24 protein-coding genes, 2 tRNA genes and 1 pseudogene are annotated in these 19,338 nt (G+C 70.4%); 13 read left to right on the forward strand and 14 right to left on the reverse strand.

The genetic code is table 11. The features are described 5' to 3' along the window. Position 1: 1 nt before the first annotated feature. A complete protein-coding gene (locus MMSR116_RS09100) occupies positions 2 to 862 on the forward strand; it encodes a universal stress protein (RefSeq protein ID WP_010684818.1) in 861 nt (286 codons plus the stop codon). Positions 863 to 1,203: 341 nt separating this feature from the next. Here MMSR116_RS09100 and MMSR116_RS09105 read toward each other — a convergent pair whose 3' ends face one another. From MMSR116_RS09105 to MMSR116_RS09135, 7 genes are all read right to left on the reverse strand, one after another. Next, positions 1,204 to 2,013: a universal stress protein gene (locus MMSR116_RS09105; RefSeq protein WP_010684819.1), complete on the reverse strand. Its 810-nt coding sequence runs from the start codon at positions 2,011 to 2,013 to the stop codon at positions 1,204 to 1,206. 72 nt (positions 2,014 to 2,085) lie between these two features. Beyond that, complete coding sequence (locus MMSR116_RS09110) at positions 2,086 to 2,733, reverse strand: BON domain-containing protein (RefSeq protein ID WP_010684820.1); 648 nt, start codon at positions 2,731 to 2,733, stop codon at positions 2,086 to 2,088. Positions 2,734 to 2,782: 49 nt separating this feature from the next. Then, on the reverse strand, positions 2,783 to 3,235 hold the full coding sequence (locus MMSR116_RS09115; RefSeq protein WP_010684821.1) for a hypothetical protein: 453 nt from the start codon (positions 3,233 to 3,235) through the stop codon (positions 2,783 to 2,785). Between the two features lie 65 nt (positions 3,236 to 3,300). Then, positions 3,301 to 4,635 (reverse strand): NRAMP family divalent metal transporter, encoded by a 1,335-nt coding sequence (locus MMSR116_RS09120; protein WP_010684822.1) that lies wholly within the window; start codon positions 4,633 to 4,635, stop codon positions 3,301 to 3,303. Next, positions 4,632 to 4,883, reverse strand: coding sequence for a hypothetical protein (locus tag MMSR116_RS09125; RefSeq protein ID WP_010684823.1), 252 nt, complete (start codon positions 4,881 to 4,883; stop codon positions 4,632 to 4,634). Before MMSR116_RS09125 ends, MMSR116_RS09120 begins: the two co-directional genes overlap by 4 nt. A 10-nt stretch (positions 4,884 to 4,893) precedes the next feature. Beyond that, a complete protein-coding gene (locus MMSR116_RS09130) occupies positions 4,894 to 5,109 on the reverse strand; it encodes a hypothetical protein (protein ID WP_010684824.1) in 216 nt (71 codons plus the stop codon). Positions 5,110 to 5,194: 85 nt separating this feature from the next. Beyond that, entirely contained in the window at positions 5,195 to 5,713 is a 519-nt protein-coding gene (locus MMSR116_RS09135; RefSeq protein ID WP_010684825.1) for a potassium channel family protein, read from the reverse strand. A gap of 17 nt (positions 5,714 to 5,730) precedes the next feature. Here MMSR116_RS09135 and MMSR116_RS31825 point away from each other — a divergent pair, with 17 nt between their 5' ends. The 6 genes and pseudogenes from MMSR116_RS31825 to MMSR116_RS09165 all read left to right on the forward strand — a co-directional run bounded on the left by MMSR116_RS31825 (position 5,731) and on the right by MMSR116_RS09165 (position 8,571). Then, a complete protein-coding gene (locus tag MMSR116_RS31825; protein WP_244625630.1) occupies positions 5,731 to 6,138 on the forward strand; it encodes a hypothetical protein in 408 nt (135 codons plus the stop codon). Positions 6,139 to 6,155: 17 nt separating this feature from the next. Next, positions 6,156 to 6,527 (forward strand): SPW repeat protein, encoded by a 372-nt coding sequence (locus MMSR116_RS09145; protein ID WP_010684827.1) that lies wholly within the window; start codon positions 6,156 to 6,158, stop codon positions 6,525 to 6,527. Continuing rightward, positions 6,524 to 6,877, forward strand: coding sequence for a c-type cytochrome (locus tag MMSR116_RS09150; protein ID WP_010684828.1), 354 nt, complete (start codon positions 6,524 to 6,526; stop codon positions 6,875 to 6,877). Before MMSR116_RS09145 ends, MMSR116_RS09150 begins: the two co-directional genes overlap by 4 nt. Positions 6,878 to 6,896: 19 nt before the next feature. Next, the gene (locus MMSR116_RS09155; protein ID WP_010684829.1) at positions 6,897 to 7,100 is read left to right on the forward strand and encodes a hypothetical protein; all 204 of its coding nucleotides are present in this window, start codon (positions 6,897 to 6,899) and stop codon (positions 7,098 to 7,100) included. Between the two features lie 140 nt (positions 7,101 to 7,240). Continuing rightward, positions 7,241 to 7,522 (forward strand): annotated as a pseudogene (locus MMSR116_RS31830) (glucokinase); the annotation flags it as partial. Between the two features lie 230 nt (positions 7,523 to 7,752). Continuing rightward, positions 7,753 to 8,571: a universal stress protein gene (locus tag MMSR116_RS09165; protein WP_010684830.1), complete on the forward strand. Its 819-nt coding sequence runs from the start codon at positions 7,753 to 7,755 to the stop codon at positions 8,569 to 8,571. 671 nt (positions 8,572 to 9,242) lie between these two features. Here MMSR116_RS09165 and MMSR116_RS09170 read toward each other — a convergent pair. Next, complete coding sequence (locus tag MMSR116_RS09170; protein ID WP_432419903.1) at positions 9,243 to 10,091, reverse strand: Crp/Fnr family transcriptional regulator; 849 nt, start codon at positions 10,089 to 10,091, stop codon at positions 9,243 to 9,245. Between the two features lie 1,261 nt (positions 10,092 to 11,352). Next, positions 11,353 to 11,427: transfer RNA gene (locus MMSR116_RS09175), tRNA-Thr, on the reverse strand. 579 nt (positions 11,428 to 12,006) lie between these two features. On the opposite strand from MMSR116_RS09175, the gene MMSR116_RS09185 reads away from it, so the two are divergent. Further along, complete coding sequence (locus MMSR116_RS09185) at positions 12,007 to 12,240, forward strand: hypothetical protein (RefSeq protein ID WP_010684835.1); 234 nt, start codon at positions 12,007 to 12,009, stop codon at positions 12,238 to 12,240. A gap of 142 nt (positions 12,241 to 12,382) precedes the next feature. On the opposite strand, the gene MMSR116_RS32225 is transcribed toward MMSR116_RS09185, so the two are convergent. Together MMSR116_RS32225 and MMSR116_RS09190 are read right to left on the reverse strand one after the other, a co-directional pair. Continuing rightward, positions 12,383 to 12,511 (reverse strand): hypothetical protein, encoded by a 129-nt coding sequence (locus tag MMSR116_RS32225; protein WP_280178355.1) that lies wholly within the window; start codon positions 12,509 to 12,511, stop codon positions 12,383 to 12,385. A 453-nt stretch (positions 12,512 to 12,964) separates the two neighbouring features. Continuing rightward, on the reverse strand, positions 12,965 to 13,171 hold the full coding sequence (locus MMSR116_RS09190; protein WP_010684836.1) for a hypothetical protein: 207 nt from the start codon (positions 13,169 to 13,171) through the stop codon (positions 12,965 to 12,967). A 490-nt stretch (positions 13,172 to 13,661) separates the two neighbouring features. Here MMSR116_RS09190 and MMSR116_RS09195 point away from each other — a divergent pair, with 490 nt between their 5' ends. Further along, positions 13,662 to 14,819: an alpha/beta hydrolase domain-containing protein gene (locus tag MMSR116_RS09195; protein WP_158168652.1), complete on the forward strand. Its 1,158-nt coding sequence runs from the start codon at positions 13,662 to 13,664 to the stop codon at positions 14,817 to 14,819. Beyond that, positions 14,819 to 15,244 (forward strand): alpha/beta hydrolase domain-containing protein, encoded by a 426-nt coding sequence (locus MMSR116_RS32230; RefSeq protein ID WP_158168654.1) that lies wholly within the window; start codon positions 14,819 to 14,821, stop codon positions 15,242 to 15,244. The genes MMSR116_RS09195 and MMSR116_RS32230 overlap by 1 nt, the downstream gene beginning before the upstream one ends. A gap of 311 nt (positions 15,245 to 15,555) precedes the next feature. Here MMSR116_RS32230 and MMSR116_RS09205 read toward each other — a convergent pair. Continuing rightward, positions 15,556 to 15,631, reverse strand: a tRNA-Ala gene (locus tag MMSR116_RS09205). A gap of 122 nt (positions 15,632 to 15,753) precedes the next feature. On the opposite strand from MMSR116_RS09205, the gene MMSR116_RS09210 reads away from it, so the two are divergent. Genes MMSR116_RS09210 through MMSR116_RS09220 form a run of 3 tightly spaced genes read left to right on the forward strand, consistent with a single transcriptional unit; the run spans position 15,754 to position 17,783 of the window. After that, complete coding sequence (locus tag MMSR116_RS09210) at positions 15,754 to 16,056, forward strand: YggT family protein (protein ID WP_010684838.1); 303 nt, start codon at positions 15,754 to 15,756, stop codon at positions 16,054 to 16,056. Between the two features lie 12 nt (positions 16,057 to 16,068). After that, positions 16,069 to 17,112 carry a MaoC family dehydratase gene (locus MMSR116_RS09215; protein ID WP_010684839.1) on the forward strand — a complete coding sequence of 348 codons (1,044 nt, stop codon included), beginning with the start codon at positions 16,069 to 16,071 and terminating at the stop codon, positions 17,110 to 17,112. 38 nt (positions 17,113 to 17,150) lie between these two features. Next, positions 17,151 to 17,783: a GNAT family N-acetyltransferase gene (locus MMSR116_RS09220; protein WP_010684840.1), complete on the forward strand. Its 633-nt coding sequence runs from the start codon at positions 17,151 to 17,153 to the stop codon at positions 17,781 to 17,783. A 16-nt stretch (positions 17,784 to 17,799) separates the two neighbouring features. Here MMSR116_RS09220 and MMSR116_RS09225 read toward each other — a convergent pair whose 3' ends face one another. Both MMSR116_RS09225 and MMSR116_RS09230 read right to left on the reverse strand, forming a co-directional pair. Beyond that, on the reverse strand, positions 17,800 to 18,432 hold the full coding sequence (locus MMSR116_RS09225) for an outer membrane protein (RefSeq protein ID WP_010684841.1): 633 nt from the start codon (positions 18,430 to 18,432) through the stop codon (positions 17,800 to 17,802). A 231-nt stretch (positions 18,433 to 18,663) separates the two neighbouring features. Next, positions 18,664 to 19,224: a L,D-transpeptidase gene (locus tag MMSR116_RS09230; protein ID WP_010684842.1), complete on the reverse strand. Its 561-nt coding sequence runs from the start codon at positions 19,222 to 19,224 to the stop codon at positions 18,664 to 18,666. Between the last annotated feature and the right edge of the window lie 114 nt (positions 19,225 to 19,338).

A 19,338-nucleotide genomic window follows, 5' to 3' on the forward strand; every position in this document is an offset into this window, starting at 1 on the left:
GATGTACCTGCGCTGCCTCCTCGTCCCCACGGCCCCAGGCATCGATGCCACCCACCGGCTGGACGCAGCCCTGCGCCTCGGGCGGCGGCTGCAGGCGCACATCGGGGTCGCCTTCATAGCGCCGGGCCCGGAGCACGTGCTCGCCGGCATGGCGAGCCTCGTGCCCATGGACTGCGCGACCATCGAGGCCATCGCGCGGGGTGCGCGCGAGGCGGCGACCGAGGGCAAGGCGGTCCTGGAAGCGTGGTGCAGACGCGAGGGCGTGCCATTGGTCACCAAGGCCGAACGGCTGGACGCCACCTTCGTGACCTGGACCGAACACGCGGGCGAGGTCGAGCCACTGCTGACGCTGGCCGGGCGGGTGAACGACCTCGTCATCGTCGACCGGCCCGATCCGGCGCGATCCTTCACCGGGCGGGCACTCGACACGGCCCTGTTCTCGGTCGGCCGTCCAACGCTGATGGTCGGCGACACCATTCCGTACGATCTGCTGGACCACGTCGTCGTCGCCTGGAACGGCAGCCTGGAGGCGACGCGGCTGATCAGCCAGTCCATCACGCTGCTGCACGAGGCCGCCAGGGTCACGGTCGTGCATGCCCGGACCGAACGCTTCGAGGAGGCGCGGGCGGCGGACCTGTGCGCCTACCTGCGCTGGCACGGCATCGTGGCCGAGGCCGTCAATCTGCCGGTGGAGGATGAGACACCGGTCGGCGCGGCCATCCTTGCCGAGGCGGAGCGGCGGAACGCGTCCATGCTGGCGTTGGGCGCCTACACCCACAGCCGCGTGCGCGAGTTCCTGCTCGGCGGCGTCACCCGTCACGTGATCGAGAACGCCCGCATTCCCGTGCTCATGGCTCACTGATGCAACGAGCCTGCAGGGTGGCCTTGAAATGGGTTGCCCCATCCCAGGACACCGGCGGCCCCGTCCTCAACGTCGTGAATTGTGGCAGTGCATGCGTGGCGGCGCCGTGCCGCAATCCAGGCTGCAAGTCTGGTGGGGCTTGCAGAACCACTGCAGGGTCCCGCTTCTCAGGCAGGCGCCCGCGCAATGGCGGTGGGGCGCATTTGCCGGCTCGACGAACATCCCTTTCGCATCTGGCGAGCCGGCCGTCGGCTGCGCCTGGGCGGGCGACGCGCTCGCCAGGATCACGTCAAGAAACAGGAGGGCTGCGCGTGCCTCGCTGGTCCGCAGAAGGCCGGGCATCAGTGGCTCATGAGGCAGCAGACGGGGGCGTAGGACAGTAGGTCGCGAGTGACGCCGCCGAACGCCCACTCGCGGAGGCGGCCGTGGCCGTAGGCGCCCGTGACGATCAGGTCGGCCCCGTGCTCGGCGGCCGCTTCGACCAGCGCTTGCGCAGCGGACACGCCCTCCGCATCGCGGCGCACGCGGATGGCGGAGACGTCATGGGCTTGGAGGAGACGGAGGGTGTCCTGTCCCTCGGAGCCGGCCCCGTCGTCGACGGAGACGACGAGCACCTCGGACGCCCGCTTCAGGAACGGCAGGGCGTCCCGGATCGCACGGCGCGCCTCGCGTGTGTTCTTCCATCCGACCACGACGCGCTTTGCGTCGAGATGGTCGACGCCCGGCGGCACCACCAGCACCGGCCGCCCGAGCTGCATGGTCGCGTCGGCCGGGTCGACCGCGATCAGTGCGGGCCCAGGGTCCGTCTCACGTCCGACAATCACGAGGTCGGCGGCCGCGGCCTGCGCGACCAGGAATGCCAGCGGGAAGTCGAGGTTGGAGCGCCACTCGACGCGGCTGCGCCCGCCGACGGCCTCCTCGAAGGCCTCGTGGGCCACCCGGAGGTCGTTCAGAACCGCCTCTTGAATCGAGGAAAGGCCGAACGCCCCTCCTGGCGTCGGACCGGCCGGAGTCCAGCTATAATCCGGCATCTCCGCCGCGACGCCGGTCAGGCCGGCGCGAAAGTCGTCGGCGAGGTGTCCCGCCAGCCGCACGCGGCTTCGCGCGCCCTCCGTCAGGTCGACGGCGACCATGATGCTCGCGTAGGTCATGGGACGGCTCCGGGTCGAAGGGCGATGGAACGGCCGCGGGCAGGCCATGCGGCCTCGCCCCTCTTGATGGTCTCAGCCGAGCGTGAGGTGATCCTCGACGGCGCACACGCCTGGGGCCGACCACGCGGCGGACTCGGCGAGGCGGCGCTCGTGCCAGGCGTTGACCTTGCCCTCTAGGACGACCCGCGCATCCTTGACCGTCACCTTGATGGCGTCGGCCTCAAGCTCGGCGTTGCGCTTGAGCGCCGCCAGGATCTTCGCGCGAACGTCGGGCGCGCTCGCTTTCGGCGCCACTTCGATGGTGTTGATGATGCCGGCGACGCCCGCGAGGCGCTTGATCGACCGGTAGGCCTCCTCCTTCTGGTACTGCCAGTCGACTCGACCGGTGAGCGTCACCCAGCCGTTCTGCACCTTCACCTGTACGGCAGCCTTGGGCACTGTCGCGGACCAGTCGAGCATCTGCACCGCGCGTTGCGCCAAGTCCTCGTCGCGCGGCGGCGTTTCCCCGCCGAAGCGCACCTTGATCTCCTCGACGACGCCGCGGACGCCGCGCACCTTCTGGGCCGCCTTCTCGGCGGCGACGCGTTCCGTGAAGCTGGCGACGTGGCCCGTGAGCGTGACGATGCCCTTGTTCACGGCCACGCCGATGTGGGCGGCGTCGATGCTGGGGTCGAAGTCGAGCTCGTCGATGACGTTCTGGCGGATCAGCTTGTCACCCATCGTCGGATCTCCTCGATGATGTCCAGGCGACGCCCGGCCGGGGCCGACGCTAGGCCCGGCAGGCGACCGGACATTGATCCAGCGCAACCTCTGCCCCGGCGGCGATCCGGTGCAGCATCGGGCAGGCCCGGGGACAGCCCGGGACGGCGCACCCGGCGGTTACGGCGGAGACCATGTCCCGGGCGTCGAACAGCCGGGCGAACAGCGGCACGTCCGCGAAGGCTTTCGGAACCCGGGCGTTCCCCGCGATCAGGGCGAAGGGGATGCCCCGTCGGCGCAGCGCGCAGGCGAGCGGGAAGCACGGGCCCTCAATCAGGTCGACGCTGACGATGGCGAAATCCGGAGGCGTCCCGTCGAGGCTTCCGGTGGCGTCGCTGCTGGTGCCGTAAGGACCACTTACCGCGCAGCCGGCATCCTTCAGGACATCCTCCAGCCACATCCCCGGCAGCGCCTGCGGCTCAGCGACCAGCACGACCGGCCGCACCTCCGTTCCGTTGTCCATCGCCCGACACTCATCCCCGGTCGCGATGGTGCGAGGATGGACCGGGCGGACCGGTCCGCCTTGCGCTAGGTCAAGGGCAGCGCAACCTTGGCGAACATGGCCGCAACGGCGAGCAGCATGCAGGTCGTGGCGATCCATCCGATCAGCCGGAGCGGCCCGCGCACCGCGAAGGCGCCCATGATGTCGGAGCGGGAAGCGGCCAGCATCATCACGGCCATGACCGGCACCGCGATGATTCCGTTGACCACCGCGCTCCAGTAGAGCGCCCGGATCGGGTCGACCGCGCCCAGGCTGATGACCGTGCCGATCAGCGTGGCGAGCGCCACCGTCGCGTAGAAGGCGCGTGCCTCAAGGATGCGCCGTCCGAAACCCACCGGCCAGCGCCGCGCCTCGCCCACCGCGTAAGCCGCGGAGCCCGCGAGCACCGGCACCGCCAGAAGCCCGGTGCCGATGATGCCGAGCGCGAAGACCGTCGCGGAGAACGGGCCGGCCAGGGGGCGAAGCGCCTCCGCGGCCTGAGCTGAGGTCTGGATGTCGGTGATGCCGCGCGGGTGAAGCACGGCGGCGGTGGTGACCATGATGGCGAGCGCCACGACGTTGGAGAAGGTCATGCCCACGACCGTGTCGACCCCGATGCGGCGGAGAGCGGCGCCTCCCTGCTCGGGCGCGTGCAAGAGGTCGCGCCGGCGCGGAAAGGCGTTCAGGTCCTGGGCCTCCGCGGCCGCCTGCCAGAAGAACAGGTATGGGCTGATGGTCGTGCCGAACAGCGCCACCAACGTGGTCAGCCCTGGGCCGCTGATGTCGACGTGTGGCTGCACCAGGGCGAGACCCAGGTCCCACCAGGACACCCGGGCGAGGATCACCACGCCGAGATAGGCGAACAGGCTGAGTGTCAGCCACTTCAGGACGGCGACGTAGCGTGCGTACCGCAGGACGAGCTGCATGTAGGCGCAGATGCCGGCGAAGAGCGCGACGTAGAGCCAGCGCGGTCCCGGCAGGAGCAGGTCGAGCGCGTCCGCCATGGCCCCGAGGTCGGCACCGAGGTTCAGGACGTTGGCGGTGAGCAGCAGGAGCACCACGGTCTGCAGCAGGCCGTTCGGGTAATGCTCGCGCAGCACGCCGGCGATGCCATGGCCGGTCGTGCGCCCGATCCGGGCGGAGACCATCTGCACCGCCGCCATCAGCGGCAGGGTGTAAAGCATGGTCCAGCACAGGCCGTAGCCGAGTTGCGCTCCGGCCTGACCGTAGGTGGCGATGCCGCTGGGATCGTCGTCGGAGGCGCCGGTGATCAGGCCCGGTCCGAGCACCCGCAGCAGGCACGACGTCGAGGGACCGACGGCCGGACCCGCCACCTCGGGGTCGTCGACGTCCTCGTCGATGGGGCGGACCGACGCGCTCATGCCGCCGCGTTCGGGCCGGCTCCCTCGCCCTGGACGGAGCGCGCAACCCTCAGGGCCGCATCCAGGTCGTTGCGGTCCGTCCCGTAGCGCCGCCAGAGGCCATCCAACCATTCCGGCCGTCCAGCCTCGGCGTCCGGGATCTCGGAGAACGGCACGTGGTACATGCCATCGAGCGCCTCGATGCCGTAGCCGGTGACGGCCCATTGCCGTCCCTGCCAGTGCACGGGTTCGGTGAGTCCCTGGCTCATCCCTACCTCCTCAGGCTGCCTGCTCGTCGAGTTCGGCGACCTCGCAGGTGTCGGCCCGCATGCGCCAGTCGACGATTCCCGCTGTCTGACAGAACAGCGCCTGGGCCGCGCAGGCGGCGGCAGCCGCCGAGTGCGCGGAGACGACGGCCTGCCGCTGCAGGGCACGGTGTTCGTGGCCGCTATCGTCCGGTACGACTTTGCGGAAGGTGACGAGGTACTTGTGCATGGCGCGCCTCCGATCGCGATGGTGCGGAGACCCTGGGCGACGACCGGACCGGCGGCCTTGATCCAGCGCAACGCTCGGCGCGCAGTCAGGCCCTTGGTGCCGGCGGGAAGAAGCGTTCCCGACTTGGTTCAGCCCTGACGACGTGGCCGGTCCGCGCGGTTCGATGCGCGTGTGCCTTGCCGTGCAAGGGCCAGTACCGCTCCATCGCCAAATAAGTGAACGAGGCCGACCACCCGATCAGGAGCAGACCGTTGAGCGCCTCGACTCCGGCGAGCAGCCGGGTGTGCGAGGTCGGGAAATGGTCGCCGAAGCCGAGCGAGGTGTAGGCCACAACCGAGAAGTACAGGCAGTCCTCGAAGGACGTCACCGGAGCGCCCGCGAAGGCGCCGACGCCCAGTCGGAGCACGAGCAGCCAGTAGGCGCCAGCGTAGATCCAGACCGCAACGGTGTGCCCGACGAAGGTCATCAGCACCACGGCGAGGATCCGGGCGCGCGGCGGCACCGGCAGCTCGGACAGGTGCTCCGAGGTTAGCCGCAGCGTCTCGTAGAGCACCAGGATCGTGGACACGACGAGGACGACGCTGACCGCGAGGGCGAGGAGCATGGCGCTGGACCGGGTGGATGCTGTCGGTGAGCCTGCACCAGGAGCCGAGAGCCTCATTGACCTGGCTCAAGGCCTCCGAAGGCCGCGCCGTGATCCAGATCAAGGCGGCTTGCCGCCGGATGACCTTCCCTTCCGGAGGTGCCCGCGGATGTGCCCGCGACGGCGTCCCGACCCGGGAGGCGGCCATGGCCGACGTACAGGGAGCGGAGGAACTCTGGACCACGGGCCTGCTGCCCGAGGGCGTCCTGGAGCGGTGGTTCGTGGCGGACGGGGCGCGGGTGCGGGCCGGCGAGACCGTAGCCGCCGTGCGCATCGGCGCAGCCCTGCACGACATCGCCTCGCCGGCCGGGGGCCGCCTGACGGTCCTGGCGCCCGTCGACGGATTGGTCGACCCCGGCCGCATCATCGCCGAGGTCAACGCCTGAAACCTTGGAGGCAGCCCATGTCCCACACGAACACGGCCACGCCGTCGCCGACTTGGCGGACGGAAGAGATCCTGGTTGGCATCCTGCAGCACGCGGCCGGCGTCGCGCTGCTCCTGGCGGCGTGGGTGCTGGTCTTCACCGACCATGCTCGCGCGGCCGGGTCCGCGCTCGTGCCGGGTTTGCTCATCATCACGCTCTACGGTGTCAACCAGATCCGCTTCCGGGCCGTGCTCGAACGGGCGGTCCTTCTCGTCGGGGCCTGGACGCTCGTCGCGCCCTGGGCGCTCGGGTTCGCGGCCAATGACGGAGCGACGTGGGCGCATGTTGCGCTCGGTAGCGTGGCCATCGCGACCGCCGTGGCCCTGCTGCGGATCGCGAGGCGGCCATGACGCTCCCGGCGCGCGTCGCCCGTGCGGCCGCCCTGGTCACCCTTCTGGCGGCCTGTACCGCCACCTCGGCTGCCGGTGCCGCCGAGGACCACCGCATCCGGGGATGGACCATCGCCACGCAGCTCTGCAGTCCGTGTCACGTCATCGGCCGCGCTTCGCAGCCCGGCGAGTTCGTAGGGCCGGCGTTCCTCCGGGTCGCCGGCATGCCCTCGACGACCGGACCGGCGCTCAACGTCTTCCTGCAGAGCCACCATCGGCGGATGCCGAGCCTGCGGCTCGACCGGGACGAGCTGGACGCGGTCATCGACTACATCCTCAGCCTCAAGGAGGCAGAGGCCGTACAACGGTGAGGCCTGTTTCGGAGGGGCGGTGACGAATGAGGCGAAGGCTCAACCAACCGAAGCATGCCCCGCTCTCCAGGTCGCCCTCGACGGCCTCGTGGACGGACAGTCACCGCGCCTGACGAACGCGGAGTGCGATCGCCTCTTCGGCGTCAACGATGCCCTCGTCGGTCGGGTCGCCAACTGCGCGCGTGGCCACCAGGGCATCGTGCTCTGGGGCGCGACCGGCTGACCGTTCGCCGGCAGCCGCGAGCCTTTGACGAACCCGATCCCGAGGCTCCCGAGATCCAGGTCGGAGGCGCGGCCGTGTTGCCCTATCCCGTGCGCCTGGCCGACATCGGTGGCACCGGCGCCCGCTTCTTCGTCCTGCCCGTGCCGCACGGGCGTCCGGGCGCGATCTGGACGGTGTCGACGACCGCCTTTACCGGCCCGGTCGATGCCATCAAGGCTTATCTCGCCTGGCATGACGTGGATCGGCCGCGCTCGGCCTTCCTCGCGGTGGCGGGGCGCGTCGACGGCGGGATCACGGCCCAGAGGCTGCTGTCCGGACCGGGGCTCGTCAGGCTTGCCCGGGCCATCGCGGCGGTGCGCGGCGCGACTTCCCGCTGGGATCTACCCGCCGCGGTCCTCGACGAGACGAAGGCCAACCCACTCGCCAGAGAGGCGGACCACCAGTTCGCGCGCCTGCTGGGCCGGTTCGCGGGCGATCCCGCGCATCGTGGTCACCCGCCCGGAGCCGGCTATCGGCGACCTCGCGGCGCTCCCGGCCGACGAGGACCGCTTCCTATTCCCCGGCCAGGACTGGCGGGCTTGAGGCAGGTCAAGGTCGCTCGACCCGGCCGCCCGCACAGTGACGGCCGGAGATTCGATCCCAGGAGACCACCATGTCCTATGCGAGCATCTTGGTCGCGGTCGACGACGGGCGTCACGCGCCGGCACGGGTGCGCCTTGCCGCGGAGTTGGCACATCGCCTCAGCGCGCGCCTCGTCGGGGCCGCCGCCTGCGTCCCGGATTATCCCCGGGGCTACGGCGAGACCGCCGTGCCCATGGGTATGGTCATCGAGGAGATCCGCCAAGCGGCACTGGACCGGATCGCGGGTGTCGAACAGGTCTTCAGCCAGGGCTCCTGCCTGAACGACCGCGTCGAGTGGCGCTCGGACCTCGATCATCCCGTGCATTTCCTCGAGCAGCAGTCGCGGGCGGCCGACCTCGTCGTGGTCGGCCGCTACGCAGACGATGAGGGCGTGACGGTCGGCTTAGCCGTCGACGCCGGCGACGTCCTGATGGGGATAGGGAAGCCCGTTCTGGTCGTACCGGCTGGCGTCGAGCACCTGGAGGCCAGGCGCGTGCTCGTCGGCTGGAAGAACACTCCCCAGACGCGGCGGGCGGTGTCGGACGCCCTGCCGCTGCTCAGACGCGCCGAGGCGGTGCAGGTATTCCGCGTGTCGGACGGCGAGGACCGGGCCGAGGTCGAGGACGTGGCCCGATACCTGGCGTTGCACGACGTCAATGCGACGGCGCAACTGGCCAAGCCCTCGGGCTGGACCGTCGCGGACGACGTCCGGAAGGCGACGCGTGATTTCGACGCCGACCTGATCGTGACCGGCGCGTACGGCTACAGCCGGTTGCGCGAGTGGTTCTTCGGAGGGGTCACGCGTGACCTGCTGACGCAGGCGCCTGTCTGCTGCCTGCTGTCCCACTGACCGGAGGGTGTGGCGATGGCCGATCCGGGCAACCCTGGCAATCCTGCGCCGGACTTCCCGCCCCCGTCTCCCGTCCGCCCCCCGGAGCCGGGTCAGAACCCGCTGCCAGAGCCATTGGGCGTGCCGCCCTCGGAGCCGGAAGACGTGCCGCCGGCGAACGAGCCGCTCGGCATCCCGGGCGGGATGCCGCCGGAGATCGTACCCTGAACGCCCGCGCTCACGGGACGCTCGGCTGAATCCTCTGGTCCGTGAACGGCATGGTGGTCGGCGTTTGGATGCGTATGACTTACACGCCGCCGGCCGTGTGGCAGGCATTGCAGGCTGCCGTCAGCTCCGCGAAGGCGGTCTGGGACCTCCGTTGCGTCCGTTCGCCGGGCCGCCTCTCGCATGCGAGCGAGGCCGCGGTCTGAGTCCATCACGAACTCGACCGGTATGTCCCTGTACAGCAACGCCCGACGGTCAGATCATCCGAGACGTGACGCAACTGTATGCGACCAACGCCCAGTCCTCCCCCCTGCTGCCAACCAGATCCTGGTGCGACACGCCGAGATCACGCCAACATCCGGAGCAAAATGTTCTCGAGGCCTGGTTGGGCTCGGTTCGGGGACGGTGAGGATGGAGGCCGAGCGTACGGAGGCTGCTGACCCGTGGCATCGGTGCAGAGGACGACGCTATCGGGCAGATTGGTAATGGCTCGATCCATAGCGGTAGGTCTCCGGCGGTCGGGCTGGGACCGGGCCAACGGCGTTCGCCGCATTCCGACGACCGAGGTGGAGATAGTTCGGGCGGAACAGTGAGGCGCGCTCCAGCGCGGGCAAGTCGAGGATGGTCAGCCAGCGGCCGCGCAGCGTGATCAGGTCCCGGTCGCGCAGCGCCCTGAGGCAGCGATTGACATGCACCTCGGTCAGGCCCAACGCGTCGGCAAGTTCCGACTGGCGCAGCGGCAACCCGTAACCGAAGTCCCGCGTCAGCCCGACGGCCCGAAGCCGGTGGAACAATTCGCAGAACAAGTGGCCGAGTCGCGCGATCCCTTCGCGTCGGGCGATGTTGACCGTCCACTCGCGCTGCACGGAGACTGCGGCGAGCATCTCCCACCACAGCGCCCGGCCGACGATCGGGCGGCTGCCGACGAGGGCGTCCAGCCGGTCGCGGGCGATCTCTGCCAGGGTGACCGGGGTGATCGTTCCGATGGAATGGTCCATCTCGCAAAGCACGTTCACGTGGGTATCGCACAGGTCGCCGGGCAACAGGATGGCGGTGATCTGGCGGCGGCCGTCATCCAGTTGCCTGTATCGGCAGGCCCAGCCATCCAGGATCATCCGGACGGGCCCGTGCGCTTGGCCCTCGTGAGCGATATCCTCCCGCGCCCCGACCTGCCGCCGCTTGGCGGTCGCCCCGTGGAGGGCTAGGCGGTCGGCGTCCGACAGCGGCGTGAACCATTGCAGCTTCGCGATGAGGAAGTTCGGCAGTACGGCCTTGAGATTCGAGGGCCTTGTCGCGCGGTGCGATTTTCCGGGCAGGGGAGTCGGCGCGCGCATTCGGCAGGACCCATGCTCGATCTGCGTTGGGGTGGCCCAATCTGATCTTGGCAACGTCCCGCAACATTGAGATGCATCAATCCTTCATTCGCAAAAGACTCCCGCATGCCATCCCGATGGAACCGATCAGGATCGGGACCTCCACGAGGCGCGGCCGGAGGCTTGCTGCGCGCGCACAGCACCGTTCGTTCCGGATGCCGCAGCCCAGCGTGCCACCACGGCTCGAACGCGCGCCCCGAGGCGGGAGGCAGCTCTAGCCGCACGACCCGTGAGCGCGAAGCCCCGGGCCTGCCCGGGATCCGGCCCAGGCGATCACCGCTTCTCAATCCAGAGATCCTTCGCATGACGCGCGTGGCCCAGCACCCGTCCAATGGATCCGGACCGCCGCTGGATGTCTGCTCCGGAGCAGGCGTCAGCGTCGTTGGAGCGGCTGTAATGGGCCACCGTATTCGAGGACCGGTGACGGCCCGAGGTGCGACGGAAGGGGAGACGATCCGCTCGCCCATCTCGGCATAACCCGCCGTCGGCGAGCATCAGCCTGACGTCGTGCTGCTCGCCGTAGCGGATGCCAATGGCATCGCCGGCCTCGGAGGTGGTGCCGACGAGCCGGAACAGGGAAGCGGACGCCGTGCAGCACGCCATCATCCTGAGGGGCCAGGCCGAGGCGCAGGACCGGAACGTGCCTCTGGCCAGCAACCTGAGACGCGCGCATCGCGGCGCGACGCCTGGCCAGGGGGCCGGGATGGCTCGGCAAGGAAGGGGTCGGCGACGAGGCCGAGGATGACTGACCGGTCCGCAGGTTCGTCGCGGGCACCAACGCCCCCGGACGGCGCTGCGCCGCCGCCTATGCTACCCCGGCCGTTCGCACCGCCTGAGTTTCCGCCAGCCCGCTACTGCTCGACGGCGACGTGCCGGCTCCCAACCGGGGCCACGCCGCAAACAGCCCCCTGCTAGGAGCCGAGCCCGAGCCGGCGCCCTGGGCGAAGGCAGCGTGCATCACAGCAACGATAAGTCCATTCGCGAGGGCGATGGTCAGGCCGCAGGATTTCACGGGCGGTTTCCCGTCATCGAGGGTGTAGATCAAGGGTCGTGCTTGGCCGACCCAGCCTTACGGGCACCGTTCCGCATCCGGCGCGTGCGGTCTCGCCGACACGAAATCGGGCCCCCGTTACCGCGTCTGTTATCCAGCGGATGTCGCGGAACGTCTGATCGGCGTGAGATGAAGCTAAGTCTTTGTTCTGACTGGTGCCGGTGGAGAGGATCGAACTCCCGACCTTCGGTTTACAAAACCGCTGCACTACCGCTGTGCTACACCGGCGGGCGCTCTGAAACCATTGGAGACGCTCAGGGTTTCGGCGCGTCAGAAGCGCTTTTGACTACGTTTGGGGGCGCTTCGTCAAGGCACAAGGTGCGGCATCCCCGTCCACGGCGGGCCGGTGCAGGACGTGGAGCGGGCGTGGCCGATCGAATCCGGCTCGTCGGGAGCCACGGCGGATCGGTCCATGGCCGGACGAGGCTCGTTGACCGCGCGCCGCTGAATCGGACCTCAACCGCGGCTGCCCCCCGCGAAGGAGGACCCGGCGCATCCAGCCGCCGGCCTTGCATCGGGTCGCCCGGCCAGGCCGGCGCGGCTGAGCGCGATCTTCGACAGGCTGAGCGCCGATCCGTTCCAATACTCACAGGATGTATCTGCCTCATTCGTGCTGCGATCTTGCATCGATTTTCCGGCTTCGCGCGTTTGAACCATCGAAGGACCGATATTTCGGTGTGATAGTCGACAGAATGGAGGCGTCAATGCTCCGCGGTGGTTTGCTATGGTTGTTGGGAATCCCGCTCCCGATCATCCTGTTGCTGTGGTTCTTCGGCGTCTTCCACTGAGCGCGCGCGGGCCGGCACCATGCCTTACACGGTCGAGATCACGACGCCGTCAGTTGAAGTGAACGGTGCGGAGCAGGCTGCGCGGATGTACCAGCTGCCCGACCCGTTCAGCACGCTGTCCGAGGCCCAGGAGGCGGCGATCGCCCACATTGCGGACCTCGGGCTCGATCCCAGCAAAGTCCTGTACACCGTGTTCGACCGTGAGGGATTCACGGTCGCGTCCAATGCCGATCAGCCGGCCGAGGCCGGGTGACACGCGGGTCGAGGGCGATCCGCCCTCGGCCGCCCGATCGGCTCTCGACGTCGCGCTGGCCGGATACGCATCCGCGCCACGTCGAACGGGGCGGCAGCGTCGCCGTGGGCGGCCCTCGGGGACCGGCTTGATGGACGACGCGTCAGTCCGTTGCGGTGGCGATCAGCGAGAATGAGCCGGCGCGCACGAATGTGCCCGCGATGAGCGACGCGATCAGAAGCAGGTTGGATGCCTCGGGCGCCGAACGGCGCCGCTCCGACAGACCGTCCACGGCTACGCTGGGTTGCAGGTGGGTCCGCGTGGAAGGGGCTGGCCAAGAGTGGGCTGACGACCGGCCGACCTGGTCGTCAGCCCACTCTTGGCCAGCCCCCCGCGACGCGGCCTTAACGATCCATTTACCACGGGCTCACAAGCATCGGCCTGCAACCGGAGCGCAGTGACCCGCCATGCTTGACGTCGTGTTCTGGTGGTGCGCGATCGTGGCCCTTGTCGGATCTGCCGCCTTGGTCGGCATCACGCTCTTGGTCGGGCGCGCACCCAGATCGCACCCGACCGGGCCCAAGCTTCCCAGGCAAGAGCAGCTGATGATGCGGCACTTCGGTCGAGCCTGAGCAGATCTGCCTCGGCAGGCCGACGCTTCGTCCGTGAAAATGCGGTTGGCCGCAGGTTGTCGTCGCGGAACCGAGGGCCGCCGTCGCGAGACCGGCTCAGCCCGCGGGGATCTTCAACCGTCGCCGTCGCCGGCCTCGTCGCCCGCCTCCTGCAGCCAATCGGGCAAGCCGGGGATCACCTCGCCGGCCACCTCGCCGGCGCTCTCGAGGGCGCGCCCGGCCTTCGCCTCGGGATGCTCGGCCCGAACCTCGGCGAACAACTTGCGCGCCAGCCGATCGATCTCCTCGTCCGACAGGGACTGGTTTTCCGGGTCCGGCATGAGACGCCTCCTCGAAGTGCAGGGCCGTCCGCTGTGGTCCGCGCCGCTCACGCATCGGGGAGCGCCGGATCCCACGGGCGGTCGGGCCGATCGCGCCGCGGCCCGCGCGCATCATGCCGGGAGAGGCTTAGCCAGCCGTGACACGCGCGCGCCGGCGGTTGTGCCGGAATAGGGCGCCGCGTCTCCGGACGAGCGGAACGGATGGGCATGCCGCGGACGCCGAGGTGGCTCTCGCGACGGCCAGTTCACTGGCCGCCCCAGCCGGGGTTCCGCGCCGGATCCGCGGCCCGTCCGGCGCTCCGCGGGCCGTGCGCGGCGAGCGGATCGCGGCCGTGCCCTTCGATTGTGCCCTTCGAGCGGCGCGCGAAGATCCGCCGCTGAAACCGGGGCTGGCGTCATCGTGTGTGGCAGGCTGCGGCAGGATCGGTATCGACTTCGCGCTTCGGAGGTGTATCGATCCGGCAGCCTTGAGCGCCTGAGGACAGCTTTCATGGACATGGCATCCCGGAAGCGAAGCGCGGTGCGTGCAGCCGTGCTGCTCGTCGCCGTGCTGGGCGGGAGCGCCCAGGCCAAGGTCACGCGTCTCGAGATCGCGTCCCGGCAGGCCTACGGCTCGTTCAAGGCCGGGGATTACCTGCGCCTCGACGGGCGTATCGCCGGGGAACTTCCGCCCGACGAAGCCGGCATCCCCGATCTCGACAAGGCGACGCGCAACGCGGCTGGCCGGGTCGCCTACAGTGCGCGCATCATCCTGTTCATCCCCATCAACCCCGCCGCGGGCAACGGCGCGCTGCTGGTCGACGTGCCCAACCGCGGCAAGGCCTACGCGAACGCCCTCTACAACAGCCCGCGCACCCGTCCCGCGCAGTCCGGCAATCTCGATGCCGGCACCGGCTTCCTGGAGGATCGCGGCTACGCCGTTGCCGAGGTGTACTGGGAACTCGGCCGCGGAGCGGACCTGCCCGCCTTCGCCGACGCCGACGGAAAGCGGCGCTTCGTCGAGGGCGTCGGCTTCGCCATCGTGCGTGACGCGGCCGACTTCCTGGCGCACGCCGCGTCCGACACGGCCGGGACGCCGAACCCGCTGGCCGGGACGATCAGCCGGACGCTGGCCACCGGCAAATCGCAGGATGGCCGGTTCCTCAAGACGTTCCTGCTCCACGGCTTCAACCTGGCGGAGGGGCGGCGCGTCTTCGACGGCATGCACGTCTTCGTCTCCGGCGCCGGCCTGCTGCCGATTCTGCAATCGGGCACCGGGCCGGACTCGAGCGCCGACAGGACGCCGAACTTCGCCGATCCGGACTTCCCGGGCGTCAATGACGGGCCGCTCACGATCGGTGAGATCGCCGCCGCCGTGGAGTCCCGCGGCGAGGTTCCGCCGAAGATGATGCTGCTCAATTCCACGGTCGATTACGCGTCGCTGCGCGCCTCCCTGGGCCGGACCGGCGCGCACGGCACCGCCGACCTGCCGCTGCCGCCGAGCGTGCGGATGTACGATGTCGCCGGTGCATCGCACGTCACCGTCGTGAAGGCCCCCGCCTGCGAGCGGCCGCCGGGGCGACTCGACTGGGCGCCGGTCGCCCGCGCCACGCTGCAGCGGCTCGACGGATGGGTGGCGCACAACGAGGCGCCCCCGCCACGCGGCTGATGCCGCTCCAGCCTGCGAAGGACGACCCGGCCGTGCTCCAGGCGCCGCGGACCCTGCCGGAGGCCGTCGTGCAGGTGCCGCAGCGCGACGCGGACGGGAATCCCCTGGGCGGCGTGCGCCTGCCGGACATCGCGGTGCCGCTGGGCGCGCATGGCGGTCAGAACGCGCCCCTGACGACCTTCACGTGCTCGCTGGTCGGCGCCTATCAGCCGTTCGCGCGGGTTCGGGCACCGGGGGAGGGCGGGCCTGCGTCCCTGGCCGAGCGGTACACGGATCAGCAGGACTACGTGAACAAGGTCCGCGTCGCGGCGCGCGCGGCGGAGGCGGACGGCTTTCTGCTGCCGGAGGACGCTGCCGTCATCGTCAACGCGGCGGCCGAAAGCTCCGTTGTCGAACAAAAGGCGCAGGCCGACCCGCCTCGCTGAGCCACGCGCTCCGGACGGTGGACGGGTGATCCGAGCCCCGGCGAGGCCGGACCGGCCTGCGGGCGGCCCCGCTCAGGACCGGTGGTGAAGCGGCCTCGGTCGCCCATGGTGGGCGGGCACGGGCGGACGGGCGCGAGCGGACGTCCCGGACGCCGAAGAGCCCGACCTTGGGCACGGCCCGGCACAGCCGCAGATTCCGAGGACCCACGGCCAGCGACGATCGCGGGAGCCGCCGTTGACGGCCGCTAAATCCCGACCGCGGCAGAACTTTCGCCGAAAGCGCAGAACGTCGACTTGTCACCAGGAAAGCCTGGTGGAGCTGAGGGGATTCGAACCCCTGACCTCCGCAGTGCGATTGCGGCGCTCTCCCATCTGAGCTACAGCCCCGTCGAGGCGCCGGCCTTGTAGGCGCGGGCGGCTCAGCCTGTCAATTCCTGTTTCACCGTCGCCCGCCGCGCGCCGCTCCGGCGCTGGGGCGCGAGCGCCCCGAGGATAGCGCGCGAACCCGCATGAACGCCCTGATCTGGCTCTTCGACACGGTCGTCCAGCTCTTCATCTACGTCCTCATCGCCAGCGCGGTCCTCAGCTGGCTCGTGGCCTTCAACGTGGTGAACGTGCGCAATCCGATCGTCGCGCAGATCGGCGAGGTGCTCTACCGGCTCACCGAGCCGGTGCTGCGGCCGATCCGCAACCTGCTGCCGAATCTCGGCGGCGTCGACATCTCGCCGATCATCCTGATCCTGCTGCTGCTGTTCATCAGCCGCCTGCTGCACGAGTACGCCGTGCCCGCCACCTACGTTTACGCGCAGTAGGATCGCCCGCCCGTGAAGACGAATCCCGGCCGCTTCTTCGAGGATTTCCGCCTCGGCGAGACCATCCGCCACGCCACACCGCGCACCGTGACGGTCGGCGACGTGGCGCTCTACACGGGGCTCTACGGGCCGCGCTTCGCCGTGCAGTCCTCGGACGCCTTCGCGCGCGCCTTCGGCTACCCGAAGAGCCCGCTGGACGACCTGCTCACCTTCCACATGGTGTTCGGCAAGACCGTGCCGGACGTCTCCCTCAACGCGCTCGCCAATCTCGGCTACGCCGAGGGCGGGTTCCGGCGGCCGGTCTATCCGGGCGAGACCCTCTCGACCGTCTCGGAGGTGATCGGTCTCAAGGAGAGCTCGAACCGCCAGACCGGAATCGTCTACGTCCGCTCGGTCGGCTCCGACGAGCGCGGCGAGACCGTGCTGAGCTACTGCCGCTGGGTGCTGGTGCGAAAGCGCGACCCCGAGGCCGTGATCGCCGAGGAGCACGTGCCGGGCCTCGCCAAGGTGGTCGACCCGCTGGATCTCGCGGGCGCCCTGCCGAAGCTCTCGGCGGCCGCCTACGACACGGATCTGGCCGGCAGCCCGCACCGCTTCGCCGACTACGCGGCGGGTGAGAAGATCGACCACGTCGACGGCATGACCGTCGAGGAGGCCGAGCACCAGATCGCCACGCGCCTGTTCCAGAACACCGCCAAGGTGCATTTCGACGGGCTGGCCGCCAAGGACACCCGGTTCGGCCGGCGGCTGATCTACGGCGGCCACGTCATCTCGCTCGCCCGGGCGCTGAGCTTCAACGGGCTCGCCAACGTGTTCGCGATCGCCGGCATCAATGCCGGCCGCCACGTGGCGCCGCTCTTTGCCGGCGACACGGTCTATGCCTGGAGCGAGGTGCTCGCCACCGCCGATGTCGGCCGCGACGATGTGGGGCTCCTGCGCCTGCGCACGGTCGCCACCAAGAATCAGCCCTGCGGCGCCTTCCCGGACCGCGCGGGCGACGGCTACGATCCGGCGGTGATCCTCGACCTCGACTACTGGGCCTTCGTGCCGAAGTAGCGCGGACCCGCACGGCGCGGCGCCCGGATCCGAAGCCCATGGCGGCGACCAGGAGCGCTAGGGCGGCCGCCCTAGCGGTGCGGCGGGCCGGGCCGGAGGATGCGGCCGCGATCGCCGCGATCCACGTTGCCGCCTGGCACGAGACCTATACCGGCCTCCTTCCCGACGAGATGATCTCCACGCTCACCGTCGAGGTGCGGCAGGCGTGGTGGGCGCAGCTTCTGAGCAATCCGCCGGCGACGCGCGGCGGCGCGGCCTACGTGGCCGAATTCGGCGGGAAGTCCGTCGGTTTCGGCACGTGCAACGCCCAGCGCTCCGAGGTGCTGGCGGCGGCGGGCTTCGACGGCGAGATCAGCAGCCTCTACGTGCTGCGCGCCTTCCAGGGGCGCGGGGTCGGCCAGGCCCTGCTGGCGCGGATGGCGACGCGTCTGCAGAGGGCTGAGTACCGCGCCGCCGGCCTCTGGGTGCTGCGCGAGAGCGAGGTCGCCCGGCGCTTCTACGAGCGCTGCGGTGGCCTCTCGCTCGACGGGGAAGTGGGACTGCGCGTCCAGGGCCGGTTCACGGAGGTCGCCTATGGCTGGCGCGATCTCGCGACGCTGGCGGCCCTCGCGCCGGATCCAGGTTCCCGGCCTCCGGCGCGCGGCACCCGGCGGGCGCGCGCAGGCGATTGACCGACAGCCCGGTGCCTCAGCGGATACCGCCCCCCACCACGCCGGCCTCCACCCCCAGCGAGAGACGGTCCGTGACGGCCCACTCGACGCCGACCCCCGCCACCGGCCGCACCGCGATGTCCTGGCGGGTGAACGGCAGCGTCGACGGCGTCGGCCCGACGCGCAGGGTCTCGTGGAGGGCCACGCCGCCGCCCTTGGCGTAGACCAGCACGTCCGGCGTCAGCAGCGTCCCGACCTTCACCTCCAGGGCGCCGGCGAAGTCGCGGGCATAGGCCAGGCGCCCGAAGCCCGGCGTCAGGTTGCCGTCGAGGCCGGCCAGATAGTCGAACCCGCCGCTGATGCCGTAGAGGATCGGGCCCTCCTGCCACATCCGGCCGCCCTCGAAGCCGAGCGTGGGGCCCGCGTAGCTGCCGAAACGGCGGGAGGTGGTCACGGCATACCCGGTCGACAGCCGCGCGTAGGAGCCGGTCCAGCGGCCATACGCGTCCCCGGCCGGCTCGGGCCACGCGAAGGCGGGCAGCGGCGCGAACCCGATCCCCGGCCATAGCAGGCCCTGGGCCGCGGCCGGGCAGGCCTGAAGCAGGCCGACGCCGAGGCCGAGACCGGCGGCACGGCGGCGGAACGGACGCGAAGCGGCACGGCGACTCATGCGGCCATGCTAGCCGAAGGCATCGGGCCGAAACAGGGCAGGGGGGGCGAGCCCGCCGCATCCCGGCCGGGACGCGCCAGAGCACAGGGACCGCGGCCGGTTCGCAATCGGCGTGGGCCGCCGCGGACGGCCGGAGGTGCGGCGCCCTCGTCCCGGCGGGTGCCGGAGCGCGGGCCTTCGTCACGACGGCGGGGACCTCGCGAACCCCGCCGGTCGCGCTATCGCCGACGATCAGTCGCGCACGACCACCTTGGTGCCGACCCGGGCGCGGTCGTAGAGGTCGACCACGTCCTTGTTGGTCATGCGGATGCAGCCGGAGGACACCGCCGCGCCCATCGTCTCGGGCTCGTTCGAGCCGTGGATGCGGTAGAGCGAGGAGCCGAGATAGAGGGCGCGCGCGCCCAGCGGATTGTCCTGGCCGCCGGCCATGTAGCGCGGCAGGTCCGGGCGGCGGGCCAGCATCTGCTGCGGCGGGCGCCAATCCGGCCATTCCTTCTTCATGGTGACGGTCTTGGTGCCGGACCACGAGAAGCCCTGCCGGCCGACTCCGACGCCGTAGCGGACCGCCGCACCCCCGCCGAGCACGTAGTAGAGCCGTCGCTGGCGGGTGGAGACCACGATGGTGCCGGGCCTCTCCTTGCCGGTCCAGGCCACCGTCTCCCGCGGGATCGCCTGACTGCGGAAGATGTTGAGGAAGTCGGCGATCGGGCCCCTGTCCAGCGGGTTGGCCGCCGCGGGGGCGCTCCCGAGCAGCAGCCCCGCGAGCCCGAGCATCGCGATCCGTCTCGACATGGTCTTCGTCCTCCATCGGTCGTGGCGCAGACCTTCGCTGAGGCTGCGCGCTCGTCCGGGCGACCCGGCCCGGACTTCGCGGCGAGGTTGAGGCCGGCCCGCGGGGGAGGGCAC

The organism is Methylobacterium mesophilicum SR1.6/6, assembly GCF_000364445.2.
GTDB lineage: Bacteria > Pseudomonadota > Alphaproteobacteria > Rhizobiales > Beijerinckiaceae > Methylobacterium > Methylobacterium mesophilicum_A.

What these genes read in the sequence shown, in the direction of transcription:
- MMSR116_RS09150 (WP_010684828.1), top strand. Translation starts at nt 6,524, where the DNA reads ATGACGCTCCCGGCGCGCGTCGCCCGTGCGGCCGCCCTGGTCACCCTT.
- MMSR116_RS09105 (WP_010684819.1), bottom strand. Translation starts at nt 2,013, where the DNA reads ATGACCTACGCGAGCATCATGGTCGCCGTCGACCTGACGGAGGGCGCG.
- MMSR116_RS09210 (WP_010684838.1), top strand. Translation starts at nt 15,754, where the DNA reads ATGAACGCCCTGATCTGGCTCTTCGACACGGTCGTCCAGCTCTTCATC.
- MMSR116_RS09185 (WP_010684835.1), top strand. Translation starts at nt 12,007, where the DNA reads ATGCCTTACACGGTCGAGATCACGACGCCGTCAGTTGAAGTGAACGGT.
- MMSR116_RS09230 (WP_010684842.1), bottom strand. Translation starts at nt 19,224, where the DNA reads ATGTCGAGACGGATCGCGATGCTCGGGCTCGCGGGGCTGCTGCTCGGG.
- MMSR116_RS09165 (WP_010684830.1), top strand. Translation starts at nt 7,753, where the DNA reads ATGTCCTATGCGAGCATCTTGGTCGCGGTCGACGACGGGCGTCACGCG.
- MMSR116_RS09225 (WP_010684841.1), bottom strand. Translation starts at nt 18,432, where the DNA reads ATGAGTCGCCGTGCCGCTTCGCGTCCGTTCCGCCGCCGTGCCGCCGGT.
- MMSR116_RS09115 (WP_010684821.1), bottom strand. Translation starts at nt 3,235, where the DNA reads ATGGACAACGGAACGGAGGTGCGGCCGGTCGTGCTGGTCGCTGAGCCG.
- MMSR116_RS09135 (WP_010684825.1), bottom strand. Translation starts at nt 5,713, where the DNA reads ATGCTCCTCGCCCTCGCGGTCAGCGTCGTCCTCGTCGTGTCCACGATC.
- MMSR116_RS09130 (WP_010684824.1), bottom strand. Translation starts at nt 5,109, where the DNA reads ATGCACAAGTACCTCGTCACCTTCCGCAAAGTCGTACCGGACGATAGC.
- MMSR116_RS09195 (WP_158168652.1), top strand. Translation starts at nt 13,662, where the DNA reads ATGGACATGGCATCCCGGAAGCGAAGCGCGGTGCGTGCAGCCGTGCTG.
- MMSR116_RS32230 (WP_158168654.1), top strand. Translation starts at nt 14,819, where the DNA reads ATGCCGCTCCAGCCTGCGAAGGACGACCCGGCCGTGCTCCAGGCGCCG.
- MMSR116_RS09220 (WP_010684840.1), top strand. Translation starts at nt 17,151, where the DNA reads ATGGCGGCGACCAGGAGCGCTAGGGCGGCCGCCCTAGCGGTGCGGCGG.
- MMSR116_RS09100 (WP_010684818.1), top strand. Translation starts at nt 2, where the DNA reads ATGTACCTGCGCTGCCTCCTCGTCCCCACGGCCCCAGGCATCGATGCC.
- MMSR116_RS09110 (WP_010684820.1), bottom strand. Translation starts at nt 2,733, where the DNA reads ATGGGTGACAAGCTGATCCGCCAGAACGTCATCGACGAGCTCGACTTC.
- MMSR116_RS09125 (WP_010684823.1), bottom strand. Translation starts at nt 4,883, where the DNA reads ATGAGCCAGGGACTCACCGAACCCGTGCACTGGCAGGGACGGCAATGG.
- MMSR116_RS31825 (WP_244625630.1), top strand. Translation starts at nt 5,731, where the DNA reads ATGCTGTCGGTGAGCCTGCACCAGGAGCCGAGAGCCTCATTGACCTGG.
- MMSR116_RS09145 (WP_010684827.1), top strand. Translation starts at nt 6,156, where the DNA reads ATGTCCCACACGAACACGGCCACGCCGTCGCCGACTTGGCGGACGGAA.
- MMSR116_RS09190 (WP_010684836.1), bottom strand. Translation starts at nt 13,171, where the DNA reads ATGCCGGACCCGGAAAACCAGTCCCTGTCGGACGAGGAGATCGATCGG.
- MMSR116_RS09120 (WP_010684822.1), bottom strand. Translation starts at nt 4,635, where the DNA reads ATGAGCGCGTCGGTCCGCCCCATCGACGAGGACGTCGACGACCCCGAG.